We start from the raw sequence: 18,659 nt of genomic DNA on the forward strand, positions 1-18,659 counted from the left end.
GTTTTGACATATTTCAGTGAATTTTAACACATAATTCATTAATTTTTTAACTTTTCACAGAATAAATAATCTTGAAGCTTTATTTTTAATAAAGCTTTTCACCAACTCATCAAGATCATGAAAAATTATTTAGTCCCTCTAGTAATCTGCTTGTTTTTTACAGTCAGCTTTGGTTATGGTCAACAGATGACTGTTGATGATGAAATAACCTTAATTCAGGAAGCCTTTGGTAATGATAAAAAAATGATTGTCGAGTCCTATATGGATTTACCTGAAAGTATTGCTCCCGTTTTTTGGACCGTATACCAAGCATATGAACTGGAACGTAAAGCCATTGCCAGGGATCGTATCAAAATCATTGATGAATATCTGAACAAATACAGCTCTTTGGGAGAATACGAAGCGGATGATCTAGCAAAAAGGACCATCAAGAATGACATGCAACTCTCAAAACTTCACTCCAAATACTATAAAAAATTCAAGAAGGCAACCTCAGCCATTGATGCCGCAAAATTTCTACAAATAGACACTTATATCCATAACACCATACGGAATGCGCTTCAGCAAGAACTTCCATTTATAGGTGAAAATTAATTAAACCAACAAAAAACAATGAAACAAAAATTACTCAAAATTACCCTTGTACTCACTCTGGGATTGTTTGCAATATCCTGTAGCCCGGGTGGAGCGGATTTTATCGACGAATTGGACTTAGTATACACCAACTATGATGTTAGCTATGATTTTCAATCCAAATCAACGTATTCCCTCCCAGACAAAGTAGTGTTAATCACAGATGACTTTATCGGTGGAGAGCCTGGTGATGAGCCGGAATACCTTGATCCAAAGTATGGCAACCTAATTTTATCTTCCATAAGAAGTAATATGAATGATTTAGGATACACAGAAGTTAATTCATCTGTAAATCCTGATTTAATTATTTTGCCATCAGTTTCTCAAACTGACAAGATTTATTATTACTATGATTGGTGGTATTGGAGTTGGTTTTACCCAGGATGGGGCCCAGGATGGGGCTGGTGGTATCCAGGTTATTACCCGCCCACTATTACAAGATATAGGACAGGAACTTTGCTAATGCAAATGACTGATCCAAATGCAATAGATGAGACTGAAAAAGTCCCAGTTCTTTGGACAGGTATTTTTAATGGATTAATAGAAGGAAGTGAAAACAGCATTAACAATCGTGTAAATGCAAGTATTAATCAAGCCTTCGATCAATCACCATATTTAGCAAAATAAGTCATGAAAAATATATTTATCACTACCCTATTATTTATAGGTATATCCTTTGTTGCTTCCGCCCAGAACTCTTTGTTTTCAGTCAACTATGTGGTAACTGTTCCATTGGGTAATACCTCAGATTATATTGATAATCCTTCAGGAAGAGGAATCAATTTTGAATTCCAAAAATTTATCAACCCTCATGTAGCTGTTGGCCTAGAAGCTGGACATACCACACTATATAAAAGAGAAGAAGATAAGGTATATACAGAAGGTTCAGCGTCTATTTCTGGAGTCCAATATCGCTATCAATATACTTGGCCAATTTTAGCTACTGTTAATTACTATGCGCTTAGAACTGGCTTATTTAGACCCTATGCTGGTTTAGGCATCGGAACCATGGCAAGTAACAGAAGACTTGACATGGGGATTTACACTACCAGCAAAACCCATTGGCAATTTGCTATTAAACCTGAAGTAGGAGCATTAATCCAACCTAATGCAAGTATGGCTTTTAAATTCGGCGCTAAATATTTAATGGGAACCGGTGGCGATAATTTTGATAGTCAGTCAAATATCAACTTTAACATCGGCTTTGTAATTTTCAATTAAATGCTTGGCCTTCTTGCATCAATTTCGTTAGATTCAATTGATTACTTGGAACAACCTATTGGATATCACGCTAGTACTTTCGAATAGGCCCAACTTTCGGTAACATCCTTTTGTAATAGTAATTGAATTAAAACATCAATGAAATGAAAATCAAAAAGCTACTAGTTCCATACCTGATATTGTTAGTCAGTTTTGGATGTACTTCTTCTTTGGTGACGGTGGAGGGTGAGGACTACCAAAACTTCAATCTTTCCGATTATCAAAGCTATGGATTCATGGAAATTGAAAATACAGCCCCTGATAATCCATATTTTCAGAAAGCCATTGACCTGATCAAAAAGGATATTGAGTCAGAAATGAGCACTCGTGGATTGAGTGTTTCTTCCAATCCAGATTTATTGGTAAACATTGGCCTATTGGTGGAGGATAAGGTGCAAACCAGGACGACCAGTTTGGCCACGGATCCATTTACCTATACAGGACAAAGACGGTATACATGGAAAAGTGAAGAGGTGCCGGTAAATACCTACAAAGAAGGAAGCATTACCATGCACCTAATAGATCCAACATTAAATACAGCAGTTTGGATAGGTTCCATTGATCGAGTAGTCCCTAAAAAAGACGATAAAAAAGCAGAAGCAATCCAATTCGCCGTGAGTGAATTGTTCAAAGAAATTGACCAAAATTAAATCTTCTCTCTTCAACTATGAAAAAGAATAATATAGTATTCACTTTGCTTATTTTGGCATTTGCCATTTCATGTTCTCCAAGTTCCAAAATTATTGGATCTTGGACAGGGCCAGACACTCCGTCTGAACCTTACAAAACAATTTTCGTCACTGGGATTTCCAGTAATTTGGTGGCTAGACAAACCATTGAAAGCGACATCAATACTCATTTGAAAGAGAGAGGGGTTACTGCTGTCAGCTCTTTTGATATTATTCCTCCAGGTTTTAAAGCATCGGAAGAAAACAAAGATGCTACGTTAAAGGCCATCAAAGAAGGGGGTAGTGATGCTATTTTAACAATTGCATTATTGGACCAAACTTCCGAAACCAGATATGTGCCTGGTACTACCATGTATTCACCAATGATGTATGGAGGTTATTATGGTAGATTCTATGGATATTATTCTTACTATAATCCTGTCATGTATAACCCAGGATACTATTCTACAGACAAGAAGTATTACTTAGAGATGAACCTCTATGATGTACAAACTGAAACACTTGTTTGGTCAGCTCAATCTGAAACAACCAATCCTAGTTCGATCGAAACCTTTTCCAGAACTTTCTCCGAATTAGTGGTTCATCAATTGATCAAAGACGGCTTAATTGCCGGTAAATAAAACCAAAAAAAAGCCGCTTCCATCATTTGATGAAAGCGGCTTATTTTTTTAATAGTTCTTACGCTGCATTTCTTGCCGCATTGATAATTCCAAACATACTTCTAAGAATTAATTTCTGAAATAGTTCTGAACTCTTTCCAGATTCTAGCATGGACTGAATCGCATATTGCTGAATGGTAATCAGAGGCAGAACAATTTTTTCACGAATTGCAATGGATTTTTTACTTACTTGATTATCTCCCATCAACTCTTCCATTTCAGAAACCTCTTTCAATTTCAGTATTGATTTATTGTATTCATCAAACATAATTTGCCAAAACTCCCCGTAACTCTTATTATCCCTCAAGTAGGCTGTTGCCGGATAAAAACATTTATTGAGAGACTGCATGGAGTTACCAAGCAAGGTTCGGAAAAACAAGCTATTTTGATAGAGCTCCTTCACCTCATCAATTCGTCCTTCTTCTTCAAGCTTTTCGATGGCGGTTCCTACTCCATAAAAACCAGGGATGTTTTGCTTCATTTGAGCCCAACTACCCACGAAAGGAATCGCTCTCAAATCTTCAAATTTAAGTCCTCCACCTTTTCCTCTTTTGAGAGGTCTGGAACCGATATTGGTCATTCCAAAATATTTCAACGGAGTTACATGTTCCAGGTATGGAACGAATTTATCGTGGTTTTTGAAGTCCTTATAGGATTCATATGCCTTATCGGCAAGTTCCTGAATCAATGCCCTTTGGCTTTCACTAAGGTTATTTTCTGAATCTGAATACAAATGATTCTCTAACCCAGCACTTAACAACTGCTCAAAGTTATAGGTGCAGGAAGCTTGTTTTCCATAATTAGCAGAAATGGTCTGTCCTTGAATCGTAACTTGGATTTCCGAGTTTTCAACTTTCTCTCCCAAGGAAGCATAGAAATTATGCATGTTTCCACCACCTCTTGCTGGAGGTCCTCCTCTACCATCAAAAAAGGCTATCTCAATCCCATTCTCTCTGGAAACCCTGGTCAGTTCTTCTTTCGCTCTCAAAATAGACCAGTTAGCCTGAAGGTAACCCCCATCCTTTGTTCCATCAGAGAATCCCAACATGATGGTTTGTTTATTACCTCTGCTTGCCAAATGTGCTCTGTACTCAGGCAAGTGATAGAGGGAAGTCATGATCTCTGGTGCTTCGGCCAAATCATCAATCGTTTCAAAAAGTGGTACTATATCCAAAGGTAGATTTTCTTTCCCCTCTCCCACAGTGAGTTTTGCCAATTGATACACTTCTAACAGGTGCTTTCTAGATTGACAATTAGAAATGATATAGCGATGCAATGCTTCTTCTCCATTGGATTTTTGGACTTGTCCAATCACCCCTAAAGTTTGGAGCATTTCTTTATGAAAATCATCTTGCACCTCCTCTAAGTCAGGTAAATCTTTGATGGCTAAAATTTGCTCAATCTGGTCATCTTCTGTTTCAGCCCAATCAATCCCTTTTAATTCAAATATTTCTCCCCAAAGGCTATCATGCTTTCTACTATCCTGCCTTACATCCATATAAGCGAAATGGAGACCGAAAATCTTGACTTTTAAAATAAACTGGTCAAGAAGATCTATAAACATCCCATTATGATCTTGAATCAACGTCTCCCTAACCTTTAGCAAATCGTCTAAAAGCTGCTCTTTGGAAGTATAAACTGCCTCATCCTCAAAAAGCGTTTTATAAATAGACCGCTCAATATGAAGTACTTTATCCTCTACATTTTTGAAGGTCAACCTTCTTTTCAATTTTCTAAGATCTCTATAATAACATCTTAGAATCCACTTCTGAAGCCTTTCAGCTACTTTGACGGTGGTATCATGGGTTACAAATGGGTTACCATCCCGGTCACCGCCGGGCCAGAATCCAATTTTCAATAAACCAGGGTTCTCCCAGGTATGAAGTGGAATATCTAGGGTAGAAAGCAACCTGATGGTGATATCAGAAATACTTTGATAAAACACATTTTCTAAATACCATATCAAACTGATGGCTTCTTCATAGGGGGTTGGTTTTTCCCTATTGATAAAGCCTGTTTTCCCCAATTGCTTTAATAACAAATTGATTTTTCCAATATCATCGGAACGAATCGCATTCTCTAAATCAGTAATGATCCCAAGTACACTGCCTGGATAAAATTGGGTGGGGTGGGCAGTCAACGTAAGTCGAACAGAGAAATTCTTCAATTTCTCAATCAAGGCCTCTCGCTTATGATCATTATCCGCTCTTGCGATCAAGGCTTTAATGGAACCTTTTCCACTCAAATCATTGATTTTTTCGAATGCAGCATCTTCTATGGAGTCAAACAGTACCACTTGCCTCTCCACATATTGGATCATTTTAAACAAAAGGTTGGTCTGTTCTGTCTCGGTATTGTTTGACATCATTTCCTCAAAAAAACCTTCAATGATCTGCTTGGGAGTTAGACCGGATTGAAAGCCTTTCTGACATGCTGTACCTAAAATTGGCAATAAAGTACCGGTACGGTAGATATCATCAAAAGGAAGATCTAAAAATAAACTGTTGTAAATCGTAAATCGCTTCGCGACTTCGGTATCATAGGTTTTATGCATCAGGGTCTGGTTTAATAAGCTTACCAAATTAAATAAAATTCTAAGTTTTACCCAATTATTTACCTATTCAATAACAGAAAAGGCAAATCATTTAATTTTTTACATGAAAATTATCAATTCTCAACATTTCAAACAATTATCAACAATTGAATATTTTTCTATCTTTCCCAGATGAAATCGATTGTTTGTCTCACCCTCTTATTTATTCTGTGTTTTTCTTGTAAAAATCCTTCCACACCTCCTATGGATCAATCTGAAAACATATACACTTTTCTGATAGGCACCTATACAGATGCTGCGGATCAAGGGATCAACTTATTGAAATTCAACCCAGGTAAAGATATTCTTGAAGTTACCCTATTAGCACCTGATGTGCAAAACCCATCTTTCGTATTAGGTAATAAAGAGGGAAACTTTGTATTTGCCTTGGAAGAATCTGCCGGAGTAAAGGGTGGAGAGGTACTCAGTTTTAACTTAAATAGGACATCAGATTCATTGGAGCTTGTGGATAAAGTCCCTTCTTTCGGTGACCACCCTTGCTATTTAGGTTTATCCCCAAATGAAAAACACCTTACTGTAGGTAATTATACGGGAGGAAGTCTAAGTATCTATGAAATCACCCCAGAAGGAAAGCTGCTCCATCAGCAAACCATTCAGCATCATGGAAAAGGGACAAACCCGGATAGACAGGAAGGCCCCCATGTTCATAGTACCGTTTTCAGCCCTGATGGGTCCAGGCTATTGGTGGCAGACCTTGGAACCAATAAACTATACAATTACAAGGTAAGCCCGGAGGATGAAGAGCCTTTGTCTCTGGTCAATGAATTGAGTCTTTCCGCAGGAGATGGTCCAAGGCATTTAGTGTTCTCAAAAGATGGCAACACCCTCTTCCTAGTGCAAGAAATGTCTGCAATGCTAGAAATAATCGGGTTCAACAATGACACCTTTACTCCCAAACAACGGCTCAGTTTATTGGATGAAAATTTTGAAGGAGCGGTGGGTGCTGCTGAAGTGAAATTATCTCCAGATGGTGAAAACATCTATGTTTCCAACAGAGGGGATGCCAACACCATCTCCGTATTTAAAAAAGCCCAAGATGGAACATTCTCAAGAATTCAAAATACTGGCTCCGGCGGACTCATGCCGAGAAATTTTAACCTGACCCACGATGGAAAATACCTGTTAGCCGCGCATCAGGCCAGCAATGATATTGTGGTATTCGAAAGAAATGAAGAAAATGGGACTTTAGCCTTGACAAACTGGAAAGTGAAAGTCCATAAACCAGTTTACTTGTTTCAATTACCTCATTAAGAGGGCAATTCCCAAGGAACTTCGACCTCGTAATAAATATTCCCCTCACGAACAGTTAGCGGAGAATTCAAATTATTGTGAAACAACTTCCCGGTACCCAACCCCTGTGGAATGGATGGCTGATATTGACTTGTCAACTGACTAATGGAGTTTAAGCCTATATTGCTTTCCAAAGCGGAAGTCATCCACCAGCCAATCCCACGTTTTTCGGCTTCGCTGATCCAAGCTCTGGTTTCTTTGATACCTCCCAATAAACTTGGCTTCAAAATAATATAAGGAGGATTGATCTGATCCAATAACCCGGCTTTATCCTTGACTCCTATGAGTTCCTCATCCAAAGCGATCGGTAATTCAGAGGCCATGCATAGCTTCTTCATTTCTTCACCCTGCCCGGACCGAATCGGCTGTTCGATGCTATGCAGATCCAATTGATGTAAAGCAGCCAGTTTAGAAAGTGCTTCTTCGGGTGCAAATGCTCCATTCGCATCCACTCTCAACGAGATTTCTGAAGCGGAATAATTGCTGCGGATATAGTGTAATAACTCAAGCTCTTTTTCAAAATCAATGGCTCCGATTTTCATTTTGATGCAGTGAAACCCCTGGGCCAACTTTTCATCAATTTGCTGTTTCATGAATTCAGCACTACCCATCCAAATGAGCCCATTAATAGGAATTGGAAGCCCTTTCTCATAAAATGGATTCGAAACAATCTTTTGATTACCGCCATTCAACAAATCCAACAATGCTGTTTCCACTCCAAATCGAATACTCGGTAATTCAAATGGGATCAAATTGGCTACCTTTTCCAAAATTGAGGCTTCCTCCATGGACCAGGATTCCTTTTCCAAATCCCGGAGCGTTTTTTCCAATACCTGCTCAAAATCAGGCCTGTCATCTGGACTTAATTTCACCAATGGAGCCGCTTCTCCCCATCCGATCAAGTCGGGTTCACTTTCGCGAAAGGCCTTAATCCAAAACACTTCTTTCGTTTTCAAAACCCCTCTTGAGGTTCCAGCATCGAATCGAAAAATTAGATTCCTTTTAATGAATTCAAATCGGATGGTTGGAATAGTCTGCATAGTTTAATCAGTAAGCCAATCGGTAATTTTGTTTACAAGGGCTATATTTGCCAGCGAATTAGGAAAAAGTACATGAATATCCCCCAGATTGATTTAAAGGAATACGAATATACATTACCAGAAGAGAGAATTGCTAGGTTTCCGCTTGAAAAAAGGGATTCTTCCAAACTCCTCCATTTCAAAAATCAGGTAATTACACATCAGCGATTTTCGGACATCCCCAATTTATTGCCGGAGGATAGTCTTTTGGTTTATAACAATACCAAAGTCATTCCTGCACGCCTTATTTTTCAACGAGAAACAGGTGCACGAATTGAAATTTTCCTACTTCAACCCATCGCTCCTACTACCGTCATCCCTGAAATTATGCTTGCGAAGCATCCAGTGATTTGGGAGACCATGATCGGAAATTTAAAAAAATGGAAAGATGGAGAAATCCTTCAAGGAAGGATCATCTATCAAAATCAGGAAATAATCCTTTCTGCCAAATTAATCAATAGGGATCGTAGAGAGGTTGAGTTTTCATGGGATCAAGAACAGATTGCGTTTGTCGATGTGGTGGAAGCCAGTGGAGAAGTCCCATTACCCCCCTATTTAAATCGAAAGCCAGTAGCCGAAGATCGTGATAGATACCAAACAGTCTATTCCCAAAAAGAGGGTGCAGTGGCTGCCCCAACCGCTGGACTTCACTTTACAAATGAAGTTTTAGAAAAACTCCGAAAAAAAGGGGTGAAAACGGAGGAAGTAACATTGCATGTCAGTGCGGGGACTTTTCAACCCATCAAGTCGAAAAATATCACCGAACACCCCATGCATAGCGAACAGATCCACGTAGCTATTGACACCATCAGAAATCTGCTCCAGCATGAGGGAAAGATGGTGGCTGTTGGCACCACCTCCGTCAGAACCTTGGAAAGTCTGTATTGGTACGGTGTGAAGCTATTGAGAAATGATGGAGAGGAATTCAACATTCCTAAACTTTATCCATATACAGAATCCTCCGTTCACCCTCATTACAAAGATTCCTTTCAAGCTATTTTAAGTCATATGGAAGCCAAAGGAATGGATACCTTAGTGGGTTCAACGGAAATTTTCATCTTCCCAGGTTACCAATTTCAAGTTGTTAATGGGTTGATTACCAATTTCCACCAACCTGGATCTACCTTGATTCTTTTAATAGCGTCTATTCTTGGTAATCGATGGAGAGAAATTTATGAGGAAGCATTAAATTCTGGTTATAGATTCTTGAGTTACGGGGATAGCAGTCTACTTTGGATAGATTAAATTCTTAATTAGCTTTAATCCAACTTAGTAATCCCTCATTTGGGCTCAATAATGAAGAAGTTTCTTTTTATCCTTTTGGCATTCTCTTTTTTGTTTTCATGTAAAGAAGATGAAAAACCAAGGCCTGGTAATGGAATACTTACGGTTACAGGAATAGATTTGGGAAACTTCCCACTTTCCAACGATAATGGAACAAATTGGACACATGTTTTGACTAATTCCATGATAGTCAACTTCACCAATGAAACCAACCAAACCTTTCAATTAGAGCTGAACCCCAACACTATTGAAAAGTCTTTTTCAATTGAACTACCATTGGGGAATTATACTTTTCATTCGATTTCTGTCAGTCCAGATTTTTCGGATTTTTTACCTTTAAAAGCTGAGGGGCAACTAAACCTCAATCAAGAAAAGCAATCATGGAGATTACCCGTAGACACCGATTATGGTTTATTGACCCTCTCACAAAGTCCTGACTCACCCGCACCACAGTTTACCTCTCATCCTTCCTTTCAATTCTATAAGAATAATGAAGTATATTATTCTTATATCAAATCAGGAATAAAGACAACTGTTGAGGTGTCTTCCAATAACCCATCTAGTAGTTTTCAGGTAATCAGTCAATCAGTGCCTTTTCAGCACGTTTCAAAAATCATTCAGAAACAGCATGAACAAGTTTTGGATGCATTTCAAAAAACGGACTTTGATCTGGTTCAGGAGAAAATCAACCTGGACTTGGATCATCAACCTATCAACCTATCACCCTGGATTCAAGCTGAATTAGGAACTTCTCTCAATGAAAGTTCTGGTCTGGCACTCATTGATGGCAGATTATTTTCTATTAATGATGAAGACAATGACCCTAAAATCCAAGAGCTAAACCCTGAAGACGGACAATTGATACGGGAAATAACTATTGAAAATGCCTTCAATGAGGATTGGGAGGAATTAGCCCAAAGTGAGTCACATGTTTTTATAGGAGATTTCGGGAACAACCTAGGAAGTAGAAAAAACTTAAGTATTCTTAGAGTCTCAAAAGATGAACTCCTTCATTCCAATACCTTAGTGGCTGAAAAAATAGAATTTTCATTTGCCGATCAGGTGAATTTTTCCGGTCCTATGGAGAGCAATAACTTTGATTGTGAAAGTTTCTTTTTCCTGAACAACCAACTTCATCTATTTACCAAAAATCGAGGGGATGGAAAAACCAGGCACTATGTGATTAAAGATGAGATAAGCACACAAGAAGTTTCTCCCACAGAAGAATTTGATACCCAAGGCCTAATAACCGGTGCAGATATCAGTCCAGATGGAAAGGTCTTTGCTCTTTTGGGCTATGAAAACAAGGGAATTGCTAGCCAGTCTTTTATCTGGTTGTTTTCTGATTTTAGTACTACTGAGTTTTTCAGTGGAAAGAAAAGAAGGATTTATCTGGGAAGCCCTTCCATTCTATCCCAAACAGAGGGCATCGTTTTCAGGACAACGAATGAAGTCTTTATCTCAGGAGAAGAAATTAACTTTGGAGGCGTTTATGTCCCTGGCAAATTGAGCGAAATGAACATAAAGGGTCTTTATTAATCAAATACACTCATGTTTTTGGCATTGGTCCGGATGACATCATCCAACTCTTTCGCCAATGGCTTGAGGTATGAAAAATATTTTTGATTTTCTATATCCAGTTGATGAGGGTCGATCAAATCCAAAAGCCCCAACATGGAAGACAATGGAGAGCGCAACACGTGGGAAGGCTTTAATGCCAGCTCCTTCAGCTTTTTATTTTCATTCTGAATCTCTACCAATTTATTTCCCCAAGCAGAAATGTCTATCGCTTGTATCAAGGCCGCAACTCGATCTCCATTTGGATTCAAAACAGGCTTTACATTCACTTTCCAAAACCCAAACTCATCCTCATTCAGTTTGAGATTCAGTTCTATTTCGGAGGAACTTCCTTTTAAAAGGCATTTCCTTACATTTTCCTTTAATTGAGTAAATCTAGAGGAATCGGAAGTGAATTGGAGCTTTGATCCCTCTTGGAATTTCGAGCCAGACCAGGATTCTGAAAGTACTTTACCCGCATTATTTTGCTGGATCAAATTCATATCCGAATCCACCACCCAAACAGAACCAGGAATTGCTGTTAACTGAGTTTCACTAAATGGTTTTGAAGTTTGAAGAGAAAATGGTTCTTTCATTTTTGGAAGAAAAAAAAGTTGATACCCTTTTTTATGTTGGACCATTAAGCCCGTGAATTCATGACCTAGTTTGGAATCTTTTAGAGGTAGAAATTGGGAGCTCTCATGACTCAACGACAAGCTCCTCCAGGAGGTATTGGTTACTATTTCCAAACCAAGCTCGGAATCAAAAATTCGTTTATCAGAAAATTCATCCAAGTCTATACCAAGCCAATTTCTGACAACATCCTCGACTTCAATTACACAGAAATTCTCGTCTAAAAGTAAACTTGGTAAACCCAGGATATCACTAAGATTATCCAAAGGTATTTCCTGCTTTAGAAACTGAAAATCTATCCCTATCCCAACTACACCTAATAAGTCCATGTCAAGATTGGTGATGACTGAAAACTCAATCCAAACCTTCGGATTGTTTCTACCTCCTCTCAATTCTAATAATAAGTGCTGCTTTTCTTTTGGACAAGACAATAACTCATCCATGGTATTTGCAAAATCTCTACAGGAGCTTTCAGACAAATACGAAGACAAGGAAGCAGTTTCTACTCCCTCAACAGCCTCTTTAAAGATTTTATTAGAGTCCAATAGATTTCCTTCCACATCCATCAGGATGAGAAAAAAATGATTAGAATCCATTAAAACCTCCGGAATAAGATTTTCTATTTTTTCAGCACTAATCACAGCATTAAAGAAGTACTAGGTGATAACTTCTTGATTCTTTGAACTTAAAGATTGATAAAAATTATCAATTAAAAAAAGGTGGTTTTGAAGAATTTTATACTATAAATAGTCATTATTCGAATTAAAATTTTTATACGACTGAAAAAAAGTAAGTGAATAAATGAAAAATGCTTTTCATCCCTGAAAAGCATTTCTAAAAAAAAATCATTTTTTTTTGAGCTTATCTGTTTACAAGCTCTTGGCTATTAAATTCAGAGTATTCTATCTCTTTTACCATCAGAATCAGTGCATTTGCAAATTCTTGCTTACAAGCAAAAATGTGGTATGGATAATCTGGATTCGAAGTAAAAATTATCTGATTTGAGCCAAAAAAACGTTGCAGTTCTTCTTTTGAATTAGTTTTGATTTTCACAGAGTCTGATTTCAAACTGTTTCTTTCAATCAAAAAATTTCCGTTGCTCGTTTGTATTAACATAGTTTTAAAAGAGGATTGATCACAAATTTATAAAAGCGAAATTCAATAGAAATACCCAGTACTGGGTATTTTTTCCAAAAATGGAATTACGAACATGTAAATTATTTCTTTTGATTACCAGTATTTTAACAAAAAAGTAAAATAGAAATGATTTCTATGCCTCTGAAGCTTGTTATAATCTTATCAATTGATTTATATTTGCAACGCCTTAGGGAAACAAGGAGGTTTATTGAAGTAATTTCTTGTTCTCCTAAAGTCAAAAAGAGGGTTGGGTGAGTGGCTTAAACCAGCAGTTTGCTAAACTGTCGTACGGGTCAAACCGTACCGGGGGTTCGAATCCCCCACCCTCTGCAAAGCAAGCCTTTTCGCATAGCGGAAGGGCTTTTTGTTTTTAGCTACCAAGCTTGCTTGAGTGGCTATGAAATAAAAAGACCAAAACGAAGAAGTGAGTAGGCTTGGTTTGCATCTTTCCCCCAACTAGGGAAAGGCGAAGCCAATCCCCCACCCTCTGCCAAAACAAACCCCTAATTTCTTGATCAATAAGTAGTTAGGGTTCTATTTTTTACTTCAGTAGCGATTTCACGAGATGATTGCATTAAGTATTGTAATTCACCTTAGCACTGTTTAAATACATTTCAATGTTTCGTACATTTCGTACGGTACGGGAAGTACGAGCCCTGAGCATCCCCCAATAGTTGGACAGATTTTCTAAGACTTCAAGTATACGGAGGCCGGATGAGTTTTCCATATTTCCACACCTCAAGATCCTGTTTTAGATTTTTAGGATAGTGTGGGAATGTGGTAAACTCGGTTTCATGCCACCTCAAGGTTTTCGAATCAATTTGTGATGAAAATTGATCGCTTTTTCCTTTCTTACATTTACCATTAATAAGCCCACCACATTTACTATAAAAATCAGGATCACTACTCCATTGATAAATCCACCAACTTGTTTCCAACTTAAAAATGAAAGAAAATCCCCCAAAATTCGGACAACCAGGGAAAGCTGAAAAATCCCCACCCAAAAGTACCATACCGAATGATAGGGTTTTGAAGCCAATCCCAAAACTCCCGGTAAGATAATCGGGGCATGAGCAAAAATCATAGAGAACACAAACCCCAAAAAGAAGCTGTGTATCAGTGCATCATAGGAGATACTTCCTGATTGATTAAAGAGAAAAAAAATCCCAGCCACAGCTAACCAACTATATGCAAAACTCAACGTAAGTGCTGAGAATCGATGAATCCCAGGCTTTTTGATAGATTTCCTCACCATATCATAAAGCAAAAGCCAAAAGCCAATTCCTGTCATGGAAATCCCGGTCAGTAGTTGTCCTCCCAAGTGAAAAGGAAGTACACAGGAAATAACAAATAAAAGGAGAAACAACATGAGAATATTCTTTTTGAACTGGCTCAAAGGAAGAAAACGTGTTAGCTCCATCCTCTCTCCCACAATCGTCAAAAGCAAAAATCCCATCCACCAAATAATAGAATTGGCATATTTTTGAAAAATCAGCAAATGAGCATTTCCAACCAGCCACATGGCCGAACCGACCCACATCATTTGATACCCCAGTTCTGTTTGCTTTAGATTAATCAGGTAAAAGACGAAAACCAAGCCCAATGAACCGATGATCAAGCAGGAAAAGGCTATTTGATTCCAATTAAGATAGAAAAATAAAAGGCTGGAAGCATTGATTATGGGCAAAGCAAAAAGCCACTTCTTTTTGAACGTGACTATGCGTTCGATTAAAATGACCGTTCCCAAAAAGCTACCCGTCATCATGGCTCCATGGTGCAGGAATACTCTGGAAACCGGAAGATCTAATCCCAATCGAAACCAACCAGTCAGGATGCCTGAAAGCAGACAGGCAAAGACTAAGAGCAGTAGAGGAGCTTTATTGAGCAATAGCTTTTTCATGGGACTTTATCTTTTGGGTATTGAATAGAACACAAAGAATTCCAAGCACTTGAATTAGGGCCAAAATAAAGAGTACCAAGTTTGATTGGCTGGCCATTAAAGGAAAAACCAACATCAATTCAGTCCCCCAAAAAGCCCCCAGAAACAAAAAGATGCCTGTTTTAGAGGAAATTGACTCTTGGGTGTATTTCATTTTCAGAAAAAGGAAAAACAGCCAAATAGATACAAATCCGATCAAAACAAGATGCAGGTAAGCGATGACAATGGGCCTGGCAAATGCCATTTTGCCAAGGGATGGAAACGCCGATAAAAACATCAACACATGCTGAAGGCTAAGCGCCAGAATTCCGCACCATAGAAGGATTTTTTTCAAAAAAGAATCCGAAGAGATCAGTGCCCCTAAATGCCGCAAAACAAAAAGTAATAAATAACCTAATCCAATTATTTGGCCCCAAGCAACGATCCCAGCCAGGAAATTCCATTCAAATCCCGGCTCTGTCCACAAAGTGGATAAAATATAGGCGGGAAATATGGTCGCCAATTTTAGTTTAAAACCCCACTTGACTTCCTTGGTTTCAGTAGTTACTCCTCTCCTTTCCAAAAGCCACAGGATCAGTCCAAGCAAGGCAAATGTGAACCAACCATTGTATTGGAAATGCAAATAGAAATAAATGGTCAAATGGTAAAGGTCATTTTTCCCATGAATCGCCGAAATCGGTCCCAACGCAAAGGGAGCTAGGTTTGAAACCGTCATCAGGATCAGGGCCCATTTTACAAATTGAAAAGAAAGCTGATGCGTTTGGGGCAAATTGGACTGGACAGCCCTGATAAAATTCCAGGCAAAATAAATGGTGCAAAGTGCATGAATGGTGGAAAAAATAATGGACCAAAGTGCATACCCAGTCCAGGGAAAGGTAGCCAACATTCCCAAATTTGCTCCCTGCAAAATCATAAAAAGCAATGGATATTTCCCTGATTTCAGCTTATCTGGAGGCAAATATGCATATGACAACAATACATAAAGTGCCATAAAAACCCAACCCAAAAATGCCAAATGTGAATGTCCATGTAGGACGAATTGAAAATTGAATCCCGGAATGGAATGAACGAAATAAAAACGCATAAGGCTCCCGATAATCCCAACAATCAGCAAATTGAAAATTGCGATCTGGTTGCCTCTGCTTAGGTTCATATCTTTGATTTTTGAGGTTTAGAAGTTCTTTTTACGGGCCTTTCGAATCATTAAAATAAGAGGGATAATCGTCCAGATCAAAAGCATGGTCCAAGAGGCAATCAATCCAAGCCCAGTACCAAAAAAGCGCTGGAATAATGCTCCGGTATATCCCAAAAGTGCAGAGATGTCGAGTTTGAGTAGAATCATGATTCTGGACAGGTCGATTGGATTGAGGAAGCTGGCGATCAGGGCAAAATTGTCCAGAGGATAGTCCTTAAAAACCATCATGGCTAGCAAAATCAAGCCATCGTAAATCACAGCGAAAAAGAGCCACATCAAAATCGCATATCCAAAGCCTTTGATCTTATTGGAATTAAAAAGCGCTATGCAAATGGCCAAGGCTACGAAAATAAAAGTCAAAAAGGTCCCAGAAATCAGTAGAAAGATGAAATTGAGGATCTCTCTTGATTTGAAGAGTCCATAGACCAAGAAGGGAATCCCCAAACCAATAATCAGGCTCAAAGCAAGGGAAATGGATATTCCGAGGAATTGTCCCAAGAAAATCTTCGATCTTTTGATGGGTTGGGCCAAAAGGAGTTCGGTGAATTCCCGGGAGTTGTAGAAATACATCACCCCAAAAATAGTCCCGATCATCGGAGTCAAGACCACAATGACGTTCATTAGGGTGATAATTCCCTTAGAGAGATCATTGTTGAGAAACAACAAAACAATCCCTAGCAGCAGGTAAAATCCCAAATAAATAAAACTCCATCTACTCCGGATCAAATCCGAGAAACTATACTTGAATATCTTGATCATGGCTCTAGAATTGTCGCGATTGCATGTTCTAAATCTTCAGTTGCGGTTTTTGACTTTAATTCAGTGATAGTGCCCTGGAAATAAATACTGCCTTCCAAGAGGAATACCACCTCATCGGCAAGCTCTTCTACCAAACTCATAATATGAGAAGTTATTAGTATGATTTTACCTTTTGCTTTTTCCTGATAAATCAATTCTTTCAGCTTGATCAGGGCAACAGGATCCAAGCCTGCTGTTGGTTCGTCCAACACGATCACGGGCGTATCAAACATAAAAGTAAGGACGATATTGACCTTTTGTCTGGTACCTCCAGAGAGGTTGCCTAGCTTTTTGTCCAGGAATTTTCCCACCCCAAAAAGCTGAACCAGTCTTTCTGGATCCGAAGGTTCATTTCTGACATCAGCAATCATTCCTATGATTTCAGAAACCGTCAAATTATCCGGAAATCGGGCGATCTGGGGCAGATAACCTATGAATTTCCTATATAAATGGCTTTTTGAAATATTCTGATTCTGATAATACATCTCTCCCGCATCCGGAATCACCATCCCAAGCAGTATTTTAAGAAAAGTCGTTTTACCAGATCCATTGGGTCCAAGTATGGCCACGATTCCTGCCTGATGGATTTCCAGAGAGATATCATCCAATACCTGGAGCTTTCCAAAAGTTTTTTTTATATGTTGGGCGCTTATCATTGAAATTGTTTCATTGAGGGTGAATGATCAACCAAATCATCTGGAGTAAAAGAAGGGGAAACTTTCTCTGAGAAATTAATCAGATCTATGAAAAGACTTCTGAGCAAAACGATGGTTTCCGGAGTCTGATTGACGATGTAGGAAAAGAGCTTGACGGGTCTATAGGGTTGGTCCCCTACTCCATCCTTATCCAGATCGTATCCGCTATAGGATCCCCAGAAATTCCCATCAAAACTATTGTCGTTCATTTTGGAGTTGTAGGAGAGGTCAAAGGAGTTACCATGGAAATTATTTCGGGAAAATTTATTGGCATAGCATCCTCCGGAAACCTTGATCGCCCAGCCATTTTGCTTGAATGTATTGCCTATGTAATTCACTCTCGTAGATCCATCGACATAGACTCCAAGGGTGTTTTCCTGAAATGTATTGTTCAGAACCTCTCCATCATAAATTTCTTTCAGCAAAAGGCCATAGGAAGCTGTGCCCCAGTTGTCAATAAATTGGTTTGCTTCCATTCTTATCCACTTGGAAAACATGACTGCTACTCCTGCTCCATTATTTTGAAATACATTTTCCAGGTACTCGTCATGGTTGGAAAACATAAAGTGCAATCCATAGCGGACGTTTTGATGTGTATAGTTTTCAGCAATACGGCTTTCATCCACAAACTCCAGATAAATCCCGTCACGCATACCGGAAACCTCATTTTTGAGTACTTGGACTTGTTGGGCATGCCACAGGTGGATGCCGTTTCCCGATTGGTCCTCCTGGACAGCAACTCCCTTCACTTTATTCCCCTGAATCAACCCATTTTTAGATTTCTCTATCAAAATCCCAAAGAATGATTCGCTGATTTGATTGTTTAGAATCTGGAAATCAGCAATCCCAAAGGTATAGATGGCAGCATAATCTTTGGTATAGCTCCTTCCTGAATTTCTCAAATCAAAACCAGAAACAGTAATGCTATCAGCCAAAAGCTTCAATACATAGCTGTCGGCCATTCCGTCAAGTATTGCTCCTTTTTCACCTATCAAAACAATGGATTTGGTGATAGAAATAGCCTTGGATGGGTAAATTCCCGCTTTTACCAAAACTGTATCACCTTTTTGGGCCTGTTCGATTGCCGTGATCAACTCCTTGAATTGACATTGCTCACAGACATTCAGAGTCTTTGCCTGAGCATTTGAAAACAGGTAGATCAAGAGAATCAGGAAGTAAATTCGGTGTACCATGGAG

General features: G+C 38.7%; 17 protein-coding genes and 1 tRNA gene. 9 read left to right on the plus strand and 9 right to left on the minus strand.

All coding sequences use genetic code 11. From position 1 onward, the window contains the following. Positions 1-117: 117 nt before the first annotated feature. The 5 genes from BUR11_RS10430 (at position 118) to BUR11_RS10450 (ending at position 3,202) form a co-directional block, all read left to right on the plus strand. Positions 118-594, plus strand: coding sequence for a hypothetical protein (locus tag BUR11_RS10430; RefSeq protein WP_074224751.1), 477 nt, complete (start codon positions 118-120; stop codon positions 592-594). Between the two features lie 18 nt (positions 595-612). Further along, on the plus strand, positions 613-1,260 hold the full coding sequence (locus BUR11_RS10435) for a DUF4136 domain-containing protein (protein ID WP_074224752.1): 648 nt from the start codon (positions 613-615) through the stop codon (positions 1,258-1,260). Between the two features lie 3 nt (positions 1,261-1,263). Then, positions 1,264-1,854: an outer membrane beta-barrel protein gene (locus BUR11_RS10440; RefSeq protein ID WP_074224753.1), complete on the plus strand. Its 591-nt coding sequence runs from the start codon at positions 1,264-1,266 to the stop codon at positions 1,852-1,854. Between the two features lie 143 nt (positions 1,855-1,997). After that, a complete protein-coding gene (locus BUR11_RS10445; protein WP_074224754.1) occupies positions 1,998-2,543 on the plus strand; it encodes a DUF4136 domain-containing protein in 546 nt (181 codons plus the stop codon). 17 nt (positions 2,544-2,560) lie between these two features. Then, positions 2,561-3,202 carry a hypothetical protein gene (locus BUR11_RS10450; protein WP_074224755.1) on the plus strand — a complete coding sequence of 214 codons (642 nt, stop codon included), beginning with the start codon at positions 2,561-2,563 and terminating at the stop codon, positions 3,200-3,202. 58 nt (positions 3,203-3,260) lie between these two features. Here the strand turns inward: BUR11_RS10450 and BUR11_RS10455 are convergent, their stop codons facing one another. Then, entirely contained in the window at positions 3,261-5,795 is a 2,535-nt protein-coding gene (locus BUR11_RS10455; protein ID WP_074224756.1) for a phosphoenolpyruvate carboxylase, read from the minus strand. 243 nt (positions 5,796-6,038) lie between these two features. Between BUR11_RS10455 and BUR11_RS10460 the strand changes: the two genes are divergently transcribed. Beyond that, positions 6,039-7,106 (plus strand): lactonase family protein, encoded by a 1,068-nt coding sequence (locus tag BUR11_RS10460; RefSeq protein ID WP_159439220.1) that lies wholly within the window; start codon positions 6,039-6,041, stop codon positions 7,104-7,106. On the opposite strand, the gene BUR11_RS10465 is transcribed toward BUR11_RS10460, so the two are convergent. Continuing rightward, on the minus strand, positions 7,103-8,185 hold the full coding sequence (locus tag BUR11_RS10465; protein ID WP_074224758.1) for an o-succinylbenzoate synthase: 1,083 nt from the start codon (positions 8,183-8,185) through the stop codon (positions 7,103-7,105). The genes BUR11_RS10460 and BUR11_RS10465 overlap by 4 nt on opposite strands. Positions 8,186-8,257: 72 nt before the next feature. Here BUR11_RS10465 and BUR11_RS10470 point away from each other — a divergent pair, with 72 nt between their 5' ends. Next, entirely contained in the window at positions 8,258-9,469 is a 1,212-nt protein-coding gene (locus BUR11_RS10470) for an S-adenosylmethionine:tRNA ribosyltransferase-isomerase (protein ID WP_074224759.1), read from the plus strand. Positions 9,470-9,520: 51 nt separating this feature from the next. Further along, positions 9,521-11,047 (plus strand): hypothetical protein, encoded by a 1,527-nt coding sequence (locus BUR11_RS10475; protein ID WP_074224760.1) that lies wholly within the window; start codon positions 9,521-9,523, stop codon positions 11,045-11,047. Here the strand turns inward: BUR11_RS10475 and BUR11_RS10480 are convergent. Next, complete coding sequence (locus tag BUR11_RS10480; protein ID WP_143185914.1) at positions 11,044-12,294, minus strand: PAS domain-containing protein; 1,251 nt, start codon at positions 12,292-12,294, stop codon at positions 11,044-11,046. The genes BUR11_RS10475 and BUR11_RS10480 overlap by 4 nt on opposite strands. Positions 12,295-12,559: 265 nt before the next feature. Beyond that, positions 12,560-12,814: a hypothetical protein gene (locus tag BUR11_RS10485; protein ID WP_074224762.1), complete on the minus strand. Its 255-nt coding sequence runs from the start codon at positions 12,812-12,814 to the stop codon at positions 12,560-12,562. A 262-nt stretch (positions 12,815-13,076) separates the two neighbouring features. Between BUR11_RS10485 and BUR11_RS10490 the strand changes: the two genes are divergently transcribed. Continuing rightward, positions 13,077-13,165: transfer RNA gene (locus BUR11_RS10490), tRNA-Ser, on the plus strand. A gap of 472 nt (positions 13,166-13,637) precedes the next feature. On the opposite strand, the gene BUR11_RS10495 is transcribed toward BUR11_RS10490, so the two are convergent. From BUR11_RS10495 to BUR11_RS10515, 5 genes are read right to left on the minus strand one after another with little or no spacing between them, the layout of a single operon-like run. Then, positions 13,638-14,735: a hypothetical protein gene (locus BUR11_RS10495; RefSeq protein WP_074224763.1), complete on the minus strand. Its 1,098-nt coding sequence runs from the start codon at positions 14,733-14,735 to the stop codon at positions 13,638-13,640. Then, on the minus strand, positions 14,713-15,927 hold the full coding sequence (locus BUR11_RS10500) for a hypothetical protein (RefSeq protein WP_074224764.1): 1,215 nt from the start codon (positions 15,925-15,927) through the stop codon (positions 14,713-14,715). The genes BUR11_RS10495 and BUR11_RS10500 overlap by 23 nt, the downstream gene beginning before the upstream one ends. A gap of 18 nt (positions 15,928-15,945) precedes the next feature. Beyond that, positions 15,946-16,728 (minus strand): ABC transporter permease, encoded by a 783-nt coding sequence (locus BUR11_RS10505; protein WP_074224765.1) that lies wholly within the window; start codon positions 16,726-16,728, stop codon positions 15,946-15,948. Further along, complete coding sequence (locus BUR11_RS10510; RefSeq protein WP_074224766.1) at positions 16,725-17,423, minus strand: ABC transporter ATP-binding protein; 699 nt, start codon at positions 17,421-17,423, stop codon at positions 16,725-16,727. Before BUR11_RS10510 ends, BUR11_RS10505 begins: the two co-directional genes overlap by 4 nt. Then, on the minus strand, positions 17,420-18,655 hold the full coding sequence (locus tag BUR11_RS10515) for a nitrous oxide reductase family maturation protein NosD (RefSeq protein ID WP_074224767.1): 1,236 nt from the start codon (positions 18,653-18,655) through the stop codon (positions 17,420-17,422). The genes BUR11_RS10510 and BUR11_RS10515 overlap by 4 nt, the downstream gene beginning before the upstream one ends. Positions 18,656-18,659: the final 4 nt, after the last annotated feature.

The organism is Algoriphagus halophilus (assembly GCF_900129785.1).
Taxonomy (GTDB): Bacteria; Bacteroidota; Bacteroidia; order Cytophagales; family Cyclobacteriaceae; genus Algoriphagus; species Algoriphagus halophilus.